The organism is Serinicoccus sediminis (genome assembly GCF_004153545.1).
Classification (GTDB): Bacteria; Actinomycetota; Actinomycetes; order Actinomycetales; family Dermatophilaceae; genus Ornithinicoccus; species Ornithinicoccus sediminis_A.
Map to the genome: position 1 here is coordinate 175,532 of NZ_SDVA01000001.1, position 15,922 is coordinate 191,453.

Consider the following 15,922-nt stretch of genomic DNA (forward strand, 5'->3'; position numbering starts at 1 on the left):
CTCCTCAGCGCAGGGCCCAGCGGGCCCCGGCCGGTGTGTCCTCGATGACCACGCCGAGCGCGGTCAGCTGGTCGCGGATGGCGTCCGCCGTCGCGAAGTCCTTGTCCGCCCGGGCCTGTGCCCGTGCGTCGAGCCGGTCCTGCACGAGGGCGGCGAGCACCTCGCCGGTCTGGTCGTCGCCGCCGGCGCCTCCGGTCCACCGCTCGTCGAGCGGGTCGGCGCCGAGCACGTCGAGCATGGCGACCACCTGCAGCACGGTATGCCGCAGCGCACCGCCGGTGGGCGCGCCTCCCTCAGCGTCCCCGGCGTCGCCGCCCGACGCGTCGCCCCCGGCTCCACCGGACTCCAGCGCCCGGTTGCCCTCCCGGATCGCCCCGAAGACGACCGCCAGCCCCTCGGAGACGTTGACGTCGTCGTCCATCGCGGCCCGGAACGCCGTGGGGAAGGCGTCCTCCACGGGCAGCGCCCGCGACTCCTGCACCACCTCCGCGGCGGTGGCACCGATCTCCTCCAGGGCTCGGCCGAGGAAGCCCTCGATGCGCTCCACCGAGGCGGCGGCCTCGGTGAGCGAGCCCTCGGCATACTCGATGACCGAGCGGTAGTGCACCGCCCCGAGGTAGAAGCGCAGCACCAGCGGCCGCACGGTCCTCGTCAGCTCGGTGACCGCGAGCGCGTTGCCGAGGGACTTGCCCATCTTGGCGCCCTTGACCGTGACCCAGGCGTTGTGCAGCCAGAAGCGGGTGAAGTCGAGCCCGGCGGCGCGGGACTGGGCCTGCTCGTTCTCGTGGTGCGGGAAGCGCAGGTCGACGCCACCGCCGTGGATGTCGAAGGCGTCCCCGAGGTACTTCCGGGCCATCGCCGAGCACTCCAGGTGCCAGCCCGGGCGGCCGCGCCCCCACGGCGTCGGCCAGCTCGCCGTCTCCGGCTCGCCCTGCTTGTGCCCCTTCCACAGCGCGAAGTCGCGCGGGTCCCGCTTGCCGCGCGGGTCGGCGTCGCCGGCCGGCTCCATGTCGTCCAGCCTCTGCCGGGTGAGCGAGCCGTAGTCCGGCCACGACCGCACGTCGAAGTAGACGTCGCCGGAGCCGTCCTCCGCGGCATACGCGTGGCCGCGCTCGACCAGCGTCTCGATGAGCTCGACCTGCTCGGTGACGTGCCCGGTCGCCCGCGGCTCGTAGGTCACCGGCAGCACCCCGAGCAGCTCCAGCGCGCGGCTCGTCTCCCGCTCGTGCTGGTAGGACCAGGCCCACCACGGCTCCCCGGCCTCGGCGGCCTTGGTGAGGATCTTGTCGTCGATGTCGGTGACGTTGCGCACCAGTGTGACGTCGTAGCCGTGGCCCCGCTCCAGCCAGCGACGGAGGATGTCGAAGGCGACCGCGAAGCGCACGTGCCCGATGTGCGGGCTGCCCTGCGTCGTGAGCCCGCAGATGTAGATGCCGACGCGCCGACCCTCCGGGTCCAGCGGCGCGAACGGCCGCAGCTCGCGGGTGGCGGTGTCGAACAGGTGCAGGGTCACAAGGGTCAAGGTTACGGGGCGGGCGGGGTATGCCGTGCCTCCCCGCTCGCGGGCGACCGGGCCCGCCGGCCGGCGCGGAGGGGACCGGCCGGGACCCATAGGGTTGCGGCATGCCGATCGTGCACCAGAACGACCGCTGCCGTCTCACCGCCCTCACCCCGCACCTGCTGCGCATCGAGTGGTCCCCGAGCGGCACCTTCACCGACGACCCCACGCAGACGGTCGTCGACCGCGACCTGTGGCCGGCCGACCGCGGGGAGCTGCCGCTCCACGTCGAGCCGTGGCGCGGCGGGGTCCGGGCGGTCAGCGACGGCTTCGAGGTGCGCTACGACGGCGCCGACCCCTCCCCCGCCGGGCTGAGCGTGCAGGCCCGCGGCGGGCTCACGTCATACCACTCCACCTGGCGGTTCGGGGAGCCGCTGGACGCCGCGCTGCCGGGCACGACGCGCACCCTCGACGACGCCGACGGGCGGGTGCCGCTCGAGCCTTCCATCCTGTCCCGCAGCGGGATCGGCATGCTGGACGACTCCCGGTCGCTGGTCCGGCACGGGCCGCAGCTGACCGACCTGACCCCGCGCGAGCCCGGCGCCGTGGACCTCTACGTCTTCACCCACGGGCTGGACTTCCGAGGGGCGCTGCGCGACTTCTTCGCGCTGACCGGGCCGGTGCCGCGGGTGCCGCGCTTCGTGCTGGGCAACTGGTGGAGCCGCTACCACCCCTACTCCGCGGAGGAGTATGCGGCGCTGCTCGACCGGTTCGCCGCGGACCGGCTGCCGTTCTCGGTCGCGGTCATCGACATGGACTGGCACGTCGTCGACGTCGACCCGCAGATCGGCAGCGGGTGGACCGGCTACACCTGGAACCGTGAGCTCTTCCCCGACCCGCAGGCCTTCCTCGACGACCTGCACCGCCGGGGCCTGAAGGTGACCCTCAACGACCACCCGGCCGACGGCATCCGCCGGCACGAGGAGGCCTATCCCGCCATGGCGCGGGCGATGGGTCTGGACCCGGAGGCCGGCGAGCCGGTCGAGTTCGAGCCCACGTCCGAGCGCTTCTGGCAGGCGTTCTTCACCCACGTCGCCGGGCCGCTGGCCGAGCAGGGCGTCGACTTCTGGTGGATCGACTGGCAGCAGGGCACGCACACCGCGCTGGCCGGGCTGGACCCGTTGTGGCTGCTCAACGAGCGGCACTTCGCGCAGCAGGAGGCGGACGGGCTGCGGCCGCTGGTCTTCTCCCGCTACTCCGGCCCCGGCTCGCACCGGACGCCCATCGGCTTCTCCGGCGACTCGCTCATCAGCTGGGAGTCGCTGGCGTTCCAGCCCGAGTTCACCGCGAGCGCGGCCAACATCGGCTACGGCTGGTGGAGCCACGACATCGGCGGGCACTGGGCCGGCGCCAAGGACGTCGAACTCGCGGTGCGCTGGGTGCAGCTCGGCGTGTGGTCGCCGGTCAACCGGCTGCACGCGAGCGCGAGCCCGTTCCAGGGCAAGGAGCCGTGGCGCTTCGGGCCCGAGGGTGAGCGGCTCATGGGCGAGGCGCTGCGGCTGCGGCACCGGTTGCTGCCCTACCTCGCGACGATGGCCGAGCGGGCCGCCGTCGAGGGCATCGCGCTCGTCGAGCCGGTCTACCACCGCCACCCCGGGCGCGACGAGGCGTATGCCCACCGCGCCACCTTCTTCTTCGGCGAGGACCTGCTCGCCGCCCCCGCGGTGACCCCGCGCCTGCCCGGTGTCGACCTGTCGGCGACCCCGGTCTGGCTGCCGCCGGGCCAGTGGTTCGACCTCGAGACCGGCCGCCGCTACGACGCGGGCGAGCACGGGCGCAGCCTCACGGCATACCGCGACCTGGAGCACACGGCGGTCTTCGCCCGGGCGGGGACGGTGCTGCCGCTGACGGCCGGCGAGCCGGTCAACGGCGTCGACCTGCCCGAGCACCTGGAGCTCGTGGTCTTCCCGGGTTCGGACGGGGAGCACGTGCTCGTCGAGGACGACGACGGCCCGGAGGCCACGCGGCGGCTGGCGCGCACCCCGCTGCGCTGGGACGACGCCGCTCGTCGGCTGCTCGTCGGGCCGGCCACGGGCGACCTCGGCGTGCTGCCCGCCACCCGCACCTGGAGCGTGCGGCTGGCGGGGTCGGACCAGGTGCACACGCTGAGCTCCGTGCCGGTGGGCGAGCAGGCCGCGGTCGAGCTGCCCGAGGACGCCGCGCAGGACGTGCTGGGCCCGTGCTTCGCGCTGCTCGACGCCGCGCAGGTCGAGCACGCGGCCAAGGAGCGGGCCTGGGCGGTGCTGCAGCGCGGCCTCGCCGACGGCGGCCCCGGGCCGGGCCGGGTCGTGGACGAGCTGCGCTCGGCCCGGCTCGACGACGCCCTCGTGGGTGCGCTCACCGAGATCGTCACGGCGGGCTAGCCGAGCGCCGCCGGCGGACTGGACCTGCGCGCTAGGCCGGCGCCGTCGGCGGCACCGCGCTGATCCGGCGCAGGCTCGCCCGCTCGAGCAGGCCCCATACCGAGCTGGTCACGAGGTAGAGACCCGCCGCCAGCGGCAGCGACACGACGGCGAGCACGGTGAGGAACGACATCAGCGGCAGCACCTTTGTCATCTGCTCCATCGAGTCCTGCATCGCCCGCTGGGCGTCGGTGAGCCGCTCCCGCGCGCCGGGGTCGAGGGCGGCGGCACGGGCCCGGTCCTGCGCCATGTGACGGCGCATCTGACGGGCCGCGAACGCCGCGACGACGAGGGTCAGGCCCATGAGCCCGAGGAACACCCAGCGGTCACCGGCTCCGGCGGTCAGCAGGTGCTCGGACAGCCCGACCCCGAGGAAGGTGTGGTCCAGCAGCTCGTTGTGCTGACCGTTGATCTCGGGCGCGGTGAACAGCCGGTAGACCATCGAGAAGACCGGGATCTGGATGAGGATCGGCAGGCATCCCGGCAGCGGCGAGACCCCCTCGTCCCGGTGCAGGTCGAGGATGGCCTGCTGCAGGGCGCGCGGGTCCTCGCCGTGCTCGGCGCGCAGCGCCGCGATGCGCGGCTGCAGGTCGCGGCGCCGGACCGTGCCGTGGGCGAGGCCACGGTTCATCGGGTGCAGCGCCATCCGCACCGCCAGGGTGAGCGCGATGATGACGAGGGCGGGCGGCACCCAGGCGTCGAGGGCGGCGAGCAGGTCGTGGACGTGGATGAGCAGGGGGTCGAGGAAGGCGAACACGCGGGTCTCCGGAGGGCGCGGGCACACCGCTGGGGTATGCCGTGGGCAGGGGCTGGGGTCAGCCCGGCTCCTACCGGCGGTCAGGTCGTGACCGGGTGGGGAGCCGGGTCAGCCCCGCCCGGGTGCCCGCGGCCGGACCCAGCCAGAGCGGTCCGGGTCGCTGGAGCGCACCCCGGTGAAGCGGCATACCTCGCTGCGGTGGTGGACCGAGACGACCTGGGCCCGCAGCGGCAGCGCCCCGCGGTCGGCCGCGAGCGCCACGACGGCCGCGGCGGCGAGCGCCACCAGCAGGTGGTCGGGCGTCGTGGTGGCCGACAGCAACACCACCGCGGCCAACAGCGGCAGCAGCACCCCGATGAGGGGCAGCCGGTCGCCGCGGGAGGTCACGACCCGCAGCCTACTCCGGTGCCGCTCACTCCCCCCGGTCGATCCACTCCTGCCGGTGCGGCTTCTCCTCGCCGATCGTCGTGGTGTCGCCGTGGCCGGTGTAGACCACCGTGTCCTCGGGCAGGGCCAGCAGCCGGTCGGTGATGGACTCCACGATGACGTCGAAGTCGCTGAACGAACGGCCCGTGGCCCCCGGCCCGCCCTGGAAGAGCGTGTCCCCGGAGAAGACGACGCCGAGGTCGGCGACGTGGAAGCAGCAGGCGCCCGGCGAGTGACCGGGGGTGTGCAGCACCTCGATCGTCACGCCCGCGACCTCGATGCGCTGGCCGTCGGTGAGGTCCTGGTCCCACCGCGCCTCCGGGTTGGTGAGCTCCCAGACCGGGGCCTCGCCGGGGTGCAGGAGGAGCGGCGCACCGGTGCGCTCCTTGAGGTCGAGCGCGGCGTCGACGTGGTCGCTGTGGGCGTGGGTGAGCAGGATGGCGCGCACCTGCCGGTCGCCGACCACCTCCGCGATCGCGTCGGCGTCGTGCGGGGCGTCGATGACGACGCACTCGGTGTCGTCGCCCAGCACCCAGACGTTGTTGTCGACGTCCCACGAGCCGCCGTCCAGCTCGAAGGTGCCGCTGGTCGTCGCGTGGTCGATGCGCGCGCTCATGCGCCCACCTCCTCGCCGGTGGCGGCCTCGTCGAGGACCACGACCGAGCGCAGCACGTCACCGCCGTGCATCTTGGTGAAGGCGGACTCGACGTCGCCGATGCCGATGGTCTCGGTGACGAAACCGTCGAGGTCGAAGCGGCCCTGGCGGTAGAGGTCGATGAGCATGGGGAAGTCTCGGCTGGGCAGGCAGTCGCCGTACCAGCTCGACTTGAGCGCGCCGCCGCGGCCGAACACGTCGATGAGCGGCAGCGTGACCTCCATCTCCGGCGTGGGGACGCCGACGAGCACCACGGTGCCGGCCAGGTCGCGGGCGTAGAACGCCTGCCGGTAGGTCTCGGGCCGGCCGACCGCCTCGACCACGACGTCGGCGCCGTTGCCGTCGGTGAGCGCCTGGATCGCCTCGACCGGGTCGGTCTCCTTGCTGTTGACGGTATGCGTCGCCCCGAACCTCTTCGCCGTCTCCAGCTTGCGGTCGTCGACGTCGACGGCGATGACCTTCGTGGCCCCGGCGAGCGAGGCGCCGGCGATCGCGGCGTCCCCGACCCCGCCGCAGCCGATGACCGCGACCGAGTCGCCACGGGTGACGGCACCGGTGTTGACGGCCGCGCCGAAGCCGGCCATGACGCCGCAGCCGAGGAGCCCGGCCGCCACGGCGGAGGCCTCGCGGTCGACCTTGGTGCACTGGCCCGCGTGGACCAGCGTCTTCTCGATGAACGCGCCGATGCCCAGGGCCGGGGAGAGCTCGGTGCCCGCCATCTCGTCACCCTCGGCGAGGGTCATCTTCTGGCTGGCGTTGTGGGTGGCGAAGCAGTACCACGGCTTGCCCTTCGCGCACGCCCGGCACTGACCGCAGACCGCGCGCCAGTTGAGGATGACGAAGTCGCCGGGCTGGACGTCGGTGACCCCCTCGCCCACCGCCTCGACCGTCCCGGCCGCCTCGTGCCCGAGCAGGAACGGGAACTCGTCGTTGACCCCGCCCTCGCGGTAGTGCAGGTCGGTGTGGCACACCCCGCACGCGTCGACCTTGACGACGGCCTCGCCCGGCCCCGGGTCGGGGACGACCACGTCCACCACCTCGACGTCGGCGCCCTTGCTGCGGGCGATGACGCCCTTGACGGTCTGCGGCATGCTGCGGTCCCTCTCTCACGGCTGGTCACGATGCTGCGCCCACGGTATGCCGTCCGCTCCCCCGCGCGCAGCCGGACCCCACGCACGGTCGCCGGGCGACTGTCCGCGCGCGGGGTCGCGCTGCCGATCCTCGACCTCAGGGCGCCACTGGGAGCCGCCGCGTCATCTGAGAGCCGGTATGTCAGCTGACAGCCTGTTCGAGGGGGCTGTCAGATGACCTCGAGGCTGTCAGTGGACGACGCGGCCGCCAGAGGGACAGGTCCGTGGCGCGTGAGGCCGCCGGGCTCAGGCGCGCGGGACGACGAGCGCGGTGGCGATGCAGGCGGCCCCCTCGCCGCGGCCGGTGAGGCCGAGGCCGTCGGTGGTGGTGGCGCTCACCGACACGGGGGCGCCGCCCAGGGCGGCGGACATCGCGGCGGCCGCCTCGTCCCGGCGCGGCCCCACCTTGGGCCGGTTGCCGACGACCTGCACGGCCACGTTGCCGACCTGCCACCCGGCTGCAGCGAGCAACCCGACGACGTGCTCCAGCATCTGCCGGCCGCTGGCACCCGCCATCTCCGGCCGGCCGGTGCCGAACACCGACCCCAGGTCTCCCAGGCCGGCAGCGGACAGCAGCGCGTCACACGCGGCGTGGGCCGCCACGTCGCCGTCGGAGTGGCCCTCGATGCCCCGCTCCCCCGGCCACTCCAGGCAGGCGAGCCACAGGGTGCGGTCGTCGTCGGCATACCCGTGGACGTCCACCCCGATCCCGGTGCGCGGCAGGGACGTCGTCATCGGCAGGCCTCCTCGATGAGAGCGGTGGCATCCTCGACGGTGGTGGTCGCTGTGTCGATCGTCAGCTCGGCGCCCGCCCAGGAGGACCAGTCCTGCGAGCGGACCTCCTCCCAGGTGGGCACTTGGTGGCCGTCGATGTCGGCGACCCGGCCCTGCACCCGGCTGCGGTGCGCGGAGGCATCCGAGCACCGGAGCTCCACCCGGACGAGTCGGGCCCCGACGTCCACCGCGAGGCTCTCCCACGCCGCCCGTGCCTCGGGCACGGCGTTGACCATGTCGGCCACCACGGGCCGCCGCACGGCGACCTGATCGGCGGCGAGAGCCAGCGCGACGGCATACCCCTGTGGCCCCACCTCGGAGGAGGGCGTGCCCCCGCGCACCAGCGCCTGCTCGACGGTGTCGACCCGCACGTGGGCCGCAGCGAGCCGCCGGCACACGGCCCGTGCGAGGGTGGTCTTGCCGACCCCCGGCAGCCCGGCGAGGACCACCAGGAGCGGCTCGGCCTCGGCGTGGTCGTCCGCCACCCAGCGGGCCGCCAGCTCGAGGTCGCCGGGAGTCGTGACCTTGAGCGCACGCGGGTCGCCGGGGACGACCGCGACGTGGCCGCCGGCCGCCTCCACCATCCCCGCGTCGTCGGTATGCCGCACCTCACCGCGGCCCTGCGCGTGCGCCCGTTCGAGGGTCTCGCGCAGGAAGCCCTGCGGGGTCTGCACGGCCCGGAGCCCGGCACGGTCCGGGGTGGCGGTGACGCGCTCCACGTCGCCGGCGCCGACCACCTGCTTGACCGTGTCGGTCACCGGCAGGGCCGGGACCACGGCGGGGTGGCCGGACCTCACGGCGTGGACGACACGCTCGAAGACCTCCGGCGGGGTGAAGGCGCGCGCGGCGTCGTGCACCAGGATGATGCCCACGTCGGCCGGCAGCGCCGCCAGCCCGGCGGCCACGGAGTCGACCCGCTCGGCGCCGCCCGGGACGACGTCCAACGTGGGCGCCTCATCCGGCTCCGGCGACCCAGCGGCAGCAACGGAACCTCCGCCGCTGCTGCCGGGCGGGTGACTCGAGGCTCGGAGGGGACCGTCGTGCTCCTGCAGGACGTCACGGACCTGCTGCAGCGCGGCATCGTCGGGTGGTGCGACGACCACGACGTGCCGCAGGCCCGCCGTCGCGCGCACCCGCTCGACAGCATGGACGAGCAACGGACGGGCCGTGGGACCGGAGCCCACCGGCACGAGCGCCTTCGGCATCCCCGCCCCGAGGCGGGTGCCCTGGCCTGCTGCGACCAGGACGAGCCCGACGTTCAGGAGGCGAGGACCTCGTCGAGGGTGGCCTCCGCGGTGTCCTCGTTGGTCTTCTCGGCGAGCGCGAGCTCGCTGACGAGGATCTGGCGGGCCTTCGACAGCAACCGCTTCTCACCCGTGGACAGGCCACGGTCCTTGTCGCGGCGCCACAGGTCACGCACCACCTCGGCGACCTTGATCACGTCGCCGGAGGCCAGCTTCTCCAGGTTGGCCTTGTAGCGGCGCGACCAGTTGGTCGGCTCCTCGGTGTGCTCGGCCCGCAGCACGGCGAAGACCTTGTCCAGGCCGTCCTTGCCGACGACGTCACGGACGCCGACCAGGTCGCAGTTGTCTGCGGGAACTTCGATGGTGAGGTCGCCCTGGGCGACCTTCAACTTCAGATAGAGCTTCTCCTCGCCCTTGATGGTTCGCGTCTTCATCTCTTCGATGAGAGCGGCCCCGTGGTGGGGGTAGACAACCGTCTCTCCGACCTTGAACGTCATCGTGGTAAAGCCCCTTTCGCGGACTCCTAGGATACCACGAGTGGCGCAGGTCACGTAATCCTCAGAACGATGTTTCCGCAGGTCAAAGGCTTGACAACCACCAGGGTATGTGCCTTCCGCACCGTTCCGATAGCCCCCGGGGTATGCCGTGGCGAGCCCCCCGTCACCCCCTCGGCGCAGGTCCGCGGGCGGGCTCGGCGCACCCCGGCAGGCAGGCCCGGCGCGCCCCGCCAGAGGGGTCCGGGGCGCCCGCTCCGGGCTGGCCCGGTGTGCCCTCTCGGCAGGTCCGGCACCCCACGTCGTGGGTGCGTCCGCGCAGGTCGCGGGGGAAGCCCGCCCCCTGCGACCCTCGGACGATAGGCTGTCCCTCGTGACGACTGCACGCACCTCCCGCACCCGCCGCACGGCGGCCCTGGCGACCGGGGCGCTCGCCGCCCTCGCGCTGACCGGCTGCTCGATCAACTCGCCCCAGGCGACCACCTTCGTCTACGCACCGGCCGACGGCGTGCAGATGAACGGCGAGGCCTTCGAGGTGCGCGACATGCTGCTCGTGAGCAACGGCGACGGCGCCCCCGCCGTGGTCTCCGGTGCGGTCGTGAACCAGACCGCCGAGCCGCTCACCGTCACCGTCACCGTGGCGGGCGAGACCGTCAGCCCCGAACTCGAGGTCGACGCCAACGCCGCGGCGCGGTTCGACGGCGGGCTCCCGGACGGCAGCGTGGAGGGCGAGCGCCTCATCGTGCCCTCGCTGGAGGGCCCCTCCGGCCAGCACGTCGAGGTCCGGGTCCGCGCGGCGGGTGAGACGCTGTCGTCGACGGCCCCGGTGCTGCTGCCGCTCGGTCCCTACGCCGTGTTCGCCGACGACGCCGGCGGCCCGGTCGAGCCCCCGGAGGGGCACGAGGAGGGCGAGGGCGACCACTGACCCGACCCTGAGCACCGACGAGGCCCCGGACCGAGCAGGTCCGGGGCCTTCGCCGTGCGCGGGAGCGGCTCAGCTCTCCCGCGGCACGCTGCCGGGGTAGCGGTCGTCGTCACCGGGCAGCTGCTCGTCGTGCCACACACCGGTCACGAGGTAGACGACGCGCAGCGCGACCGAGACGGCGTGGTCGGCATACCGCTCGTAGTAGCGCGAGAGGAGCGTGGCGTCGACGGTCACCTGCGCCGGCTGCCGGGTCGAGGGCTCCAGCAGCACCCGGAAGACCTCCCGGTGCAGCCGGTCCATGGTGTCGTCGGCGCGGATGAGCTCGCTGGCCCCCTCGGCGTCCTTGCTGTCGATGATGTCGCCCGCCCGCAGGATCATCGCCTCGGCCGTGGTCGCCATCTCCGCGAAGGTCGGGCGGAGCTCGTCGGGCAGGGCGTGCGCCGGGTAGCGCAGCCGGGTGAGCTTGGCGACGTGCCGCGCGAGGTCCCCGCTGCGCTCGAGGTCCGAGCTCATCCGCAGCGCGGTCACCATCTGCCGCAGGTCGGTCGCGACCGGCTGCTGCCGGGCCAGGACGTCGATGGCCCGGTTGTCCAGCTCCCGGCGCAGGGCGTCGATGAGCTGGTCGTCGGAGATGACCTCCTGGGCCAGGGACAGGTCGGTCTCCATGAGCGACCTCGTCGCGCGCTGCAGCGCCGTCGCCGACAGCCGGCTCATCTGCACCAGCTGCCCGCTGATCAGGTCGAGCTCCTCGATGAACGCGCCTCGCATGCCTGCCTCCTCGGGGTCGGGGGTGGGACGGCCGTCTGCGACCATTCTCGGGCACTGACAGGTGCCACCAGCGTGCGACGGTGACAGGCCGACGTGAACGCGGTACGACCCGCAGGTGAACACTCGCCCGGCAGGGCCCCGGACGGACCCCTGTCGTGCACGGGGTGGTCACCGGCAGACCCTAGGCTGGTCACCGTGGACCCCCTCATCGCCGGGCTCCTCGGATTCGTCCTGGGCCTGCTGCTGGCAGCGCTGGTCTGGTCGCTCGCGCGACCGGCCGAGCGCCGCGCCGTCGACCCCGGGGACGCCCAAGAGGCCGACGTCGTGCCCGAGGGGGCCAAGCAGGTGCTGTCCGTGCTGCGCTCGGGGGCCATCGTCGTCGACGGCTCCGCCCGGGTGCACGTCGCGACCGGGGCGGCCCTGGCCTTCGGGCTGGTCCGCGGGGACGACCTCGTCAACACCCGGCTGCGCGAGCTGCTCGGCGAGGTCCTCACCACCGGCCAGGTCACCGAGGACGAGCTCGAGTACGTCCGCGGGCCCCTGTCCACCGGCAAGGTGCTGCTCGCGGTGCGGGTCGCGCCGTTCGGTGAGGGCCTGGCTCTCATCCTCGTCGACGACCGCACCCAGGCCCGACGGGTCGAGGAGGTCCGCCGCGACTTCGTCGTCAACGTCAGCCACGAGCTCAAGACCCCCGTCGGCGGCCTCGCCCTGCTCGCCGAGGCGATCGCGGACGCGGCGGACGACGCCGAGGCGGTGAGCCGCTTCGCAGGCCGGATGAAGGTGGAGACCGAGCGGCTGACCCGGCTGGTCACCGAGATCGTCGACCTCTCCCGGCTCCAGGCCGGTGACCTGCTCGCCGACATGGTCGTCGTGGACGTCGCGGCGTGCGCCGAGGAGGCGGTGGACCAGGCGCGTGTGGTCGCCGGGTCGCGCACCGTGGTCGCGGCGCCCGCGGGGCGGCCGGAGCACCTGCGCATCTACGGCGACCAGGACCTCGTCACGACCGCCATCCGCAACCTCGTCACCAACGCCATCGCCTACTCCGACGACAACACCCGGGTCGGGGTGGTCACCCGCCGGGTCGACGACACGGTCGAGGTGTCCGTCTCGGACCAGGGCCGCGGCATCTCGGCCGCGGACCAGGAGCGGATCTTCGAGCGCTTCTACCGCGTCGACCCAGCCCGGTCCCGCCGCACCGGCGGCACCGGGCTGGGGCTGTCGATCGTCAAGCACATCAGCGCCGGCCACGGCGGGAGCGTGTCGGTCTGGAGCGAGGAGGGGCAGGGCTCGACCTTCACCCTCCGCTTCCCTGCCGCCGTCGGCGAGACCCGCCCCGTCGGCACGCCCGCGCCCTACCGCCAGGGGCGACCGGTCCAGGTGCCGGACCCCGCCCACGGCGACACCCCGCCGACCGCCTCGACGGCGGACCGTCCCGACCGAGGAAAGGTGACCCGATGACCCGGATCCTGGTGGTGGAGGACGAGGAGTCCTTCTCCGACCCGCTGGCCTACCTGCTCGAGAAGGAGGGGTATGACGTGACCGTCACCGAGACGGGCACGGACGGGCTGTCGGAGTTCGAGCGCAACGGCGCCGACCTGGTGCTGCTCGACCTCATGCTGCCGGGCATGTCCGGGGTCGACGTGTGCCGTGCCCTGCGGCAGCGCTCGAGCGTGCCGGTCATCATGCTGACCGCCAAGGACTCTGAGGTGGACAAGGTGGTCGGCCTCGAGCTCGGCGCCGACGACTACGTGACCAAGCCGTACTCCGGCCGGGAGCTGCTGGCCCGGATCAAGGCGGTGCTGCGGCGGCAGACCGAGCCGGAGGAGCTCATGCCCTCGACGGTCGAGTCCGGTCCCGTCCGGATGGACGTCGAGCGGCATACCGTGTCCGTCGACGGGCAGTCCGTGTCGTTGCCGCTCAAGGAGTTCGAGCTGCTGGAGATGCTCCTGCGCAACGCCGGTCGGGTGCTCACCCGGGGCCAGCTCATCGACCGGGTCTGGGGCAGCGACTACGTCGGGGACACCAAGACCCTCGACGTGCACGTCAAGCGGCTGCGGGCCAAGATCGAGCCCGACCCCTCGCAGCCGCGGCACATCGTCACCGTCCGCGGCCTGGGCTACAAGTTCGAGACCAGCTGACCGGGGCGCGGTCTGCCGGCTACTTCTTGCCCTGGTTCGCCACCGCCTGGATGGCGTCCGCGGCCGCGGCGGCGTCGAGGTAGCGACCGCCGCGGGTCACCGGCGTCAGGTCGGCGTCGAGCTCGTAGAGCAGGGGGATGCCGGTGGGGATGTTGAGGCCGGCGATGTCCTCGTCGCTGATGCCGTCGAGGTGCTTGACCAGCGCGCGCAGGCTGTTGCCGTGCGCGGCGACCAGCACGGTCTGCCCCTCGCGCAGGTCGGGCACGATCGCGTCGTCCCAGTAGGGCAGCATCCGGGCGACGACGTCCTTGAGGCACTCCGTGCGCGGCAGGTCCTCGCCGAGGTCGGCGTAGCGCGGGTCGTCGGCCTGGGAGTACTCGGCGTCGTCCTCGATCGGCGGCGGCGGGGTGTCGAAACCACGGCGCCAGGCCATGAACTGCTCCTCGCCGTACTTCTCCCTGGTCTGCGCCTTGTCCAGGCCCTGCAGCGCGCCGTAGTGCCGCTCGTTGAGCCGCCAGTGCCGGTGCACCGGGATCCAGTGCCGGTCGGCGACGTCGAGCGCGGTGTTGGCGGTGGTGATGGCGCGGCGCAGCAGGGAGGTGTGCAGCACGTCGGGCAGCAGGTCCTCCTCGCGCAGCAGCTCACCGGCGCGGCGCGCCTCCTCGTGGCCGGTCGGCGTCAGGTCGACGTCGACCCACCCGGTGAAGAGGTTCTTCTCGTTCCACTGGCTCTCGCCGTGGCGCAGCAGGATCAGGGTGTAGGCGGCCTCGCTCATGCCGCCCACCCTACCGATCACGACCGACCGGCCTGACCCTCGGTCAAGGACTCCAGCTCGGCCCGGAACGCCGCGAGGTTGGCGGTGGACTCGCCGCGGTCGTTGCGCCAGGCCCACTCACGTCGGATCGAGGTCCAGAAGCCCAGCCGGAGCAGCTCGTTGAACGGCTCGTCGCAGGCCGCCAGGACCGCCCCCAGCAGCTCGTCGAGCACCTGCTCGTCGAGCCCGGCCAGCGGGACGCGGCCGGTGAGGTAGACGTCCCCCGTCGCGTCCACGGCATACCCCACGCCGGGGAGGCGCAGGGCCCGCCGCAGGAGGTGGCGGTAGAACGCCTCGTGGTTCTCGTCGGGGTTGCGGATGACGAAGGCGCGCAGCTCCAGCGCGCGCTCCCCCACGACGAGGGAGACCACGGTGCGCAGCTTGCGCTCGCCCGGCAGCACGACCGCCGTCTCACCGGGTCGGGTGCCGACCTCCCACGTGACCCCTAGGGCGTCCAGGTGCGTGCGCAGCCTGGTCAGTGCGGACTCATCCATGGGGTCCTCCTCGACGACGGGCGTGGGCGTCCTTCGCGGCAGCATAGGCGCGGAGCAGGGCGTCGACCGTGGCCTCCCACGAGTAGCCCCGGGCGTGCCTCACGCCCTGCGCCGACCAGGCCGCCCGCGCGTCCGGGTCCTCGAGCCGGTGCAGCGCGGCCAGCAGGGCGTCGGCCCAGTCAACGGGGTCGTGCCCGTCGACGAGGACGCCCGCCTCCCCCACCGCCAGCGGCAGACCCCCGACCCGGGCGGCGACGACCGGGGTGCCGCACGCGAGGGCCTCGACGGCGACCAGGCCGAAGGACTCGTTGTGCGAGGGCACGACCACGAGGTCGGCGGCGCGCATGCGCCGGGCCAGCTCCTCCCGGGAGACGGGCGGACCGACGTCGACGAGGTCGGCGACGCCCTCGGCCTCGGCCAGCCGGGCCAGCGCCTCGGGCGCGGCCAGGCCCGATCCGGACAACCCCCCGAGCACGGAGACCACGAGCCGGTCCCGCAGGCCGGGGTCGCGCCGCGCCAGCTCGGCGGCGGCCCGGACGAGCACGTCGGGGCCCTTGAGCGGCTGGATCCGGCCGACGAACAGCAGCACCCGCGCCTCCGGGGCCAGCCCGAGCTCGCGACGGTCGGCCTCCCGGTCGCCCGGGCGGAAGGTCTCCAGGGCGACCCCGGGCGGGACGACGTGCACCCGGCCGGGGTCGGCGCCGTAGAGCTCGACGAGGTCGCGGGCCTCGGCCGGCGTGTTGGCGACCAGCGCGTCCGCCCGGTCGACGAGCTCCTGCTCCCCCTGCACCCGGGCCTCCGGCTCCGGGGTGTCGCCGGCGGGGAGCGCCGCGTTCTTGACCCGGGCCATCGTGTGCATGGTCTGCACGAGCGGGACGTCGAAGCGGCGGGCGGTCAGGGCTCCGGCCTGCCCGGAGAGCCAGTAGTGCGCGTGGATCACGTCGTAGTGGCCCTCGGCCAGGCCTGCGACGTGCCGGGACAGGTCGTCGGAGAAGGCGCACAGGTGGCCCGGCAGCTCGTCCTTGGGCACCCCCTCCAGCGGCCCGGCGGGCACGTGGTGCACGGTGACGTCCAGGCCGGGGGCGAGCTCGACGCTCGCGGCGGGGGTGCCGCTCGTGGCGCGGGTGAAGATGTCGACCTCGACGCCGCGGCGGGCCAGCCGCGTCGCGGTCTCGACGACGTAGACGTTGAGACCGCCCGCGTCACCCGTGCCAGGGCGCTGCAGCGGCGACGTGTGGAGGCTGACCATCGCGACCCGGCGGACCGGTGGGTCGGCGGGTGGTGAGGTCACGCCAGCAGTGTGGCACGCGGCCCGCAGGGCCGACCTAGGCTGGGCGGGTGCC

Annotated in this window: 16 protein-coding genes; 4 read left to right on the top strand and 12 right to left on the bottom strand. The window is 73.7% G+C overall.

All coding sequences use genetic code 11. The annotated features are described in order from the left end of the window. Nucleotides 1-4 precede the first annotated feature (4 nt). A complete protein-coding gene (gene cysS, locus EUS26_RS00775; protein WP_130011269.1) occupies nucleotides 5-1,513 on the bottom strand; it encodes a cysteine--tRNA ligase in 1,509 nt (502 codons plus the stop codon). 110 nt (nucleotides 1,514-1,623) lie between these two features. Between cysS and EUS26_RS00780 the strand changes: the two genes are divergently transcribed. After that, complete coding sequence (locus EUS26_RS00780) at nucleotides 1,624-3,921, top strand: TIM-barrel domain-containing protein (protein ID WP_130011270.1); 2,298 nt, start codon at nucleotides 1,624-1,626, stop codon at nucleotides 3,919-3,921. Nucleotides 3,922-3,952: 31 nt separating this feature from the next. On the opposite strand, the gene EUS26_RS00785 is transcribed toward EUS26_RS00780, so the two are convergent. From EUS26_RS00785 to EUS26_RS00815, 7 genes are all read right to left on the bottom strand, one after another. Continuing rightward, nucleotides 3,953-4,717 carry a YidC/Oxa1 family membrane protein insertase gene (locus EUS26_RS00785; RefSeq protein WP_130011271.1) on the bottom strand — a complete coding sequence of 255 codons (765 nt, stop codon included), beginning with the start codon at nucleotides 4,715-4,717 and terminating at the stop codon, nucleotides 3,953-3,955. A 108-nt stretch (nucleotides 4,718-4,825) separates the two neighbouring features. Next, nucleotides 4,826-5,104, bottom strand: coding sequence for a hypothetical protein (locus tag EUS26_RS00790; RefSeq protein ID WP_130011272.1), 279 nt, complete (start codon nucleotides 5,102-5,104; stop codon nucleotides 4,826-4,828). A gap of 25 nt (nucleotides 5,105-5,129) precedes the next feature. Further along, entirely contained in the window at nucleotides 5,130-5,759 is a 630-nt protein-coding gene (locus EUS26_RS00795; protein WP_130011273.1) for an MBL fold metallo-hydrolase, read from the bottom strand. Beyond that, complete coding sequence (locus EUS26_RS00800) at nucleotides 5,756-6,889, bottom strand: S-(hydroxymethyl)mycothiol dehydrogenase (RefSeq protein ID WP_130011274.1); 1,134 nt, start codon at nucleotides 6,887-6,889, stop codon at nucleotides 5,756-5,758. Before EUS26_RS00800 ends, EUS26_RS00795 begins: the two co-directional genes overlap by 4 nt. Nucleotides 6,890-7,174: 285 nt before the next feature. Continuing rightward, on the bottom strand, nucleotides 7,175-7,663 hold the full coding sequence (ispF, locus tag EUS26_RS00805; protein WP_130011275.1) for a 2-C-methyl-D-erythritol 2,4-cyclodiphosphate synthase: 489 nt from the start codon (nucleotides 7,661-7,663) through the stop codon (nucleotides 7,175-7,177). Then, nucleotides 7,660-8,964, bottom strand: coding sequence for a 2-C-methyl-D-erythritol 4-phosphate cytidylyltransferase (gene ispD / locus EUS26_RS17245; protein ID WP_130011276.1), 1,305 nt, complete (start codon nucleotides 8,962-8,964; stop codon nucleotides 7,660-7,662). The genes ispF and ispD overlap by 4 nt, the downstream gene beginning before the upstream one ends. Next, on the bottom strand, nucleotides 8,961-9,443 hold the full coding sequence (locus EUS26_RS00815; RefSeq protein WP_058889990.1) for a CarD family transcriptional regulator: 483 nt from the start codon (nucleotides 9,441-9,443) through the stop codon (nucleotides 8,961-8,963). The genes ispD and EUS26_RS00815 overlap by 4 nt, the downstream gene beginning before the upstream one ends. 370 nt (nucleotides 9,444-9,813) lie before the next feature. On the opposite strand from EUS26_RS00815, the gene EUS26_RS00820 reads away from it, so the two are divergent. Continuing rightward, nucleotides 9,814-10,365, top strand: a complete 552-nt coding sequence (locus tag EUS26_RS00820; RefSeq protein WP_130011277.1) for a hypothetical protein — start codon at nucleotides 9,814-9,816, stop codon at nucleotides 10,363-10,365. A 69-nt stretch (nucleotides 10,366-10,434) separates the two neighbouring features. Here the strand turns inward: EUS26_RS00820 and phoU are convergent, their stop codons facing one another. After that, nucleotides 10,435-11,133 (bottom strand): phosphate signaling complex protein PhoU, encoded by a 699-nt coding sequence (phoU, locus tag EUS26_RS00825; protein WP_130011278.1) that lies wholly within the window; start codon nucleotides 11,131-11,133, stop codon nucleotides 10,435-10,437. 195 nt (nucleotides 11,134-11,328) lie between these two features. Between phoU and EUS26_RS00830 the strand changes: the two genes are divergently transcribed. Continuing rightward, on the top strand, nucleotides 11,329-12,591 hold the full coding sequence (locus EUS26_RS00830) for a sensor histidine kinase (RefSeq protein ID WP_130011279.1): 1,263 nt from the start codon (nucleotides 11,329-11,331) through the stop codon (nucleotides 12,589-12,591). Further along, on the top strand, nucleotides 12,588-13,271 hold the full coding sequence (locus tag EUS26_RS00835) for a response regulator transcription factor (protein WP_130011280.1): 684 nt from the start codon (nucleotides 12,588-12,590) through the stop codon (nucleotides 13,269-13,271). Before EUS26_RS00830 ends, EUS26_RS00835 begins: the two co-directional genes overlap by 4 nt. Nucleotides 13,272-13,290: 19 nt before the next feature. Here EUS26_RS00835 and EUS26_RS00840 read toward each other — a convergent pair whose 3' ends face one another. Genes EUS26_RS00840 through mshA form a run of 3 tightly spaced genes read right to left on the bottom strand, consistent with a single transcriptional unit; the run spans nucleotide 13,291 to nucleotide 15,870 of the window. Next, nucleotides 13,291-14,046 carry a phosphoglyceromutase gene (locus EUS26_RS00840; protein WP_130011281.1) on the bottom strand — a complete coding sequence of 252 codons (756 nt, stop codon included), beginning with the start codon at nucleotides 14,044-14,046 and terminating at the stop codon, nucleotides 13,291-13,293. A gap of 17 nt (nucleotides 14,047-14,063) precedes the next feature. Further along, a complete protein-coding gene (locus tag EUS26_RS00845) occupies nucleotides 14,064-14,579 on the bottom strand; it encodes a type III secretion system chaperone family protein (protein ID WP_238148755.1) in 516 nt (171 codons plus the stop codon). Further along, entirely contained in the window at nucleotides 14,572-15,870 is a 1,299-nt protein-coding gene (gene mshA, locus EUS26_RS00850; RefSeq protein WP_238148756.1) for a D-inositol-3-phosphate glycosyltransferase, read from the bottom strand. The genes EUS26_RS00845 and mshA overlap by 8 nt, the downstream gene beginning before the upstream one ends. Nucleotides 15,871-15,922 lie beyond the last annotated feature (52 nt).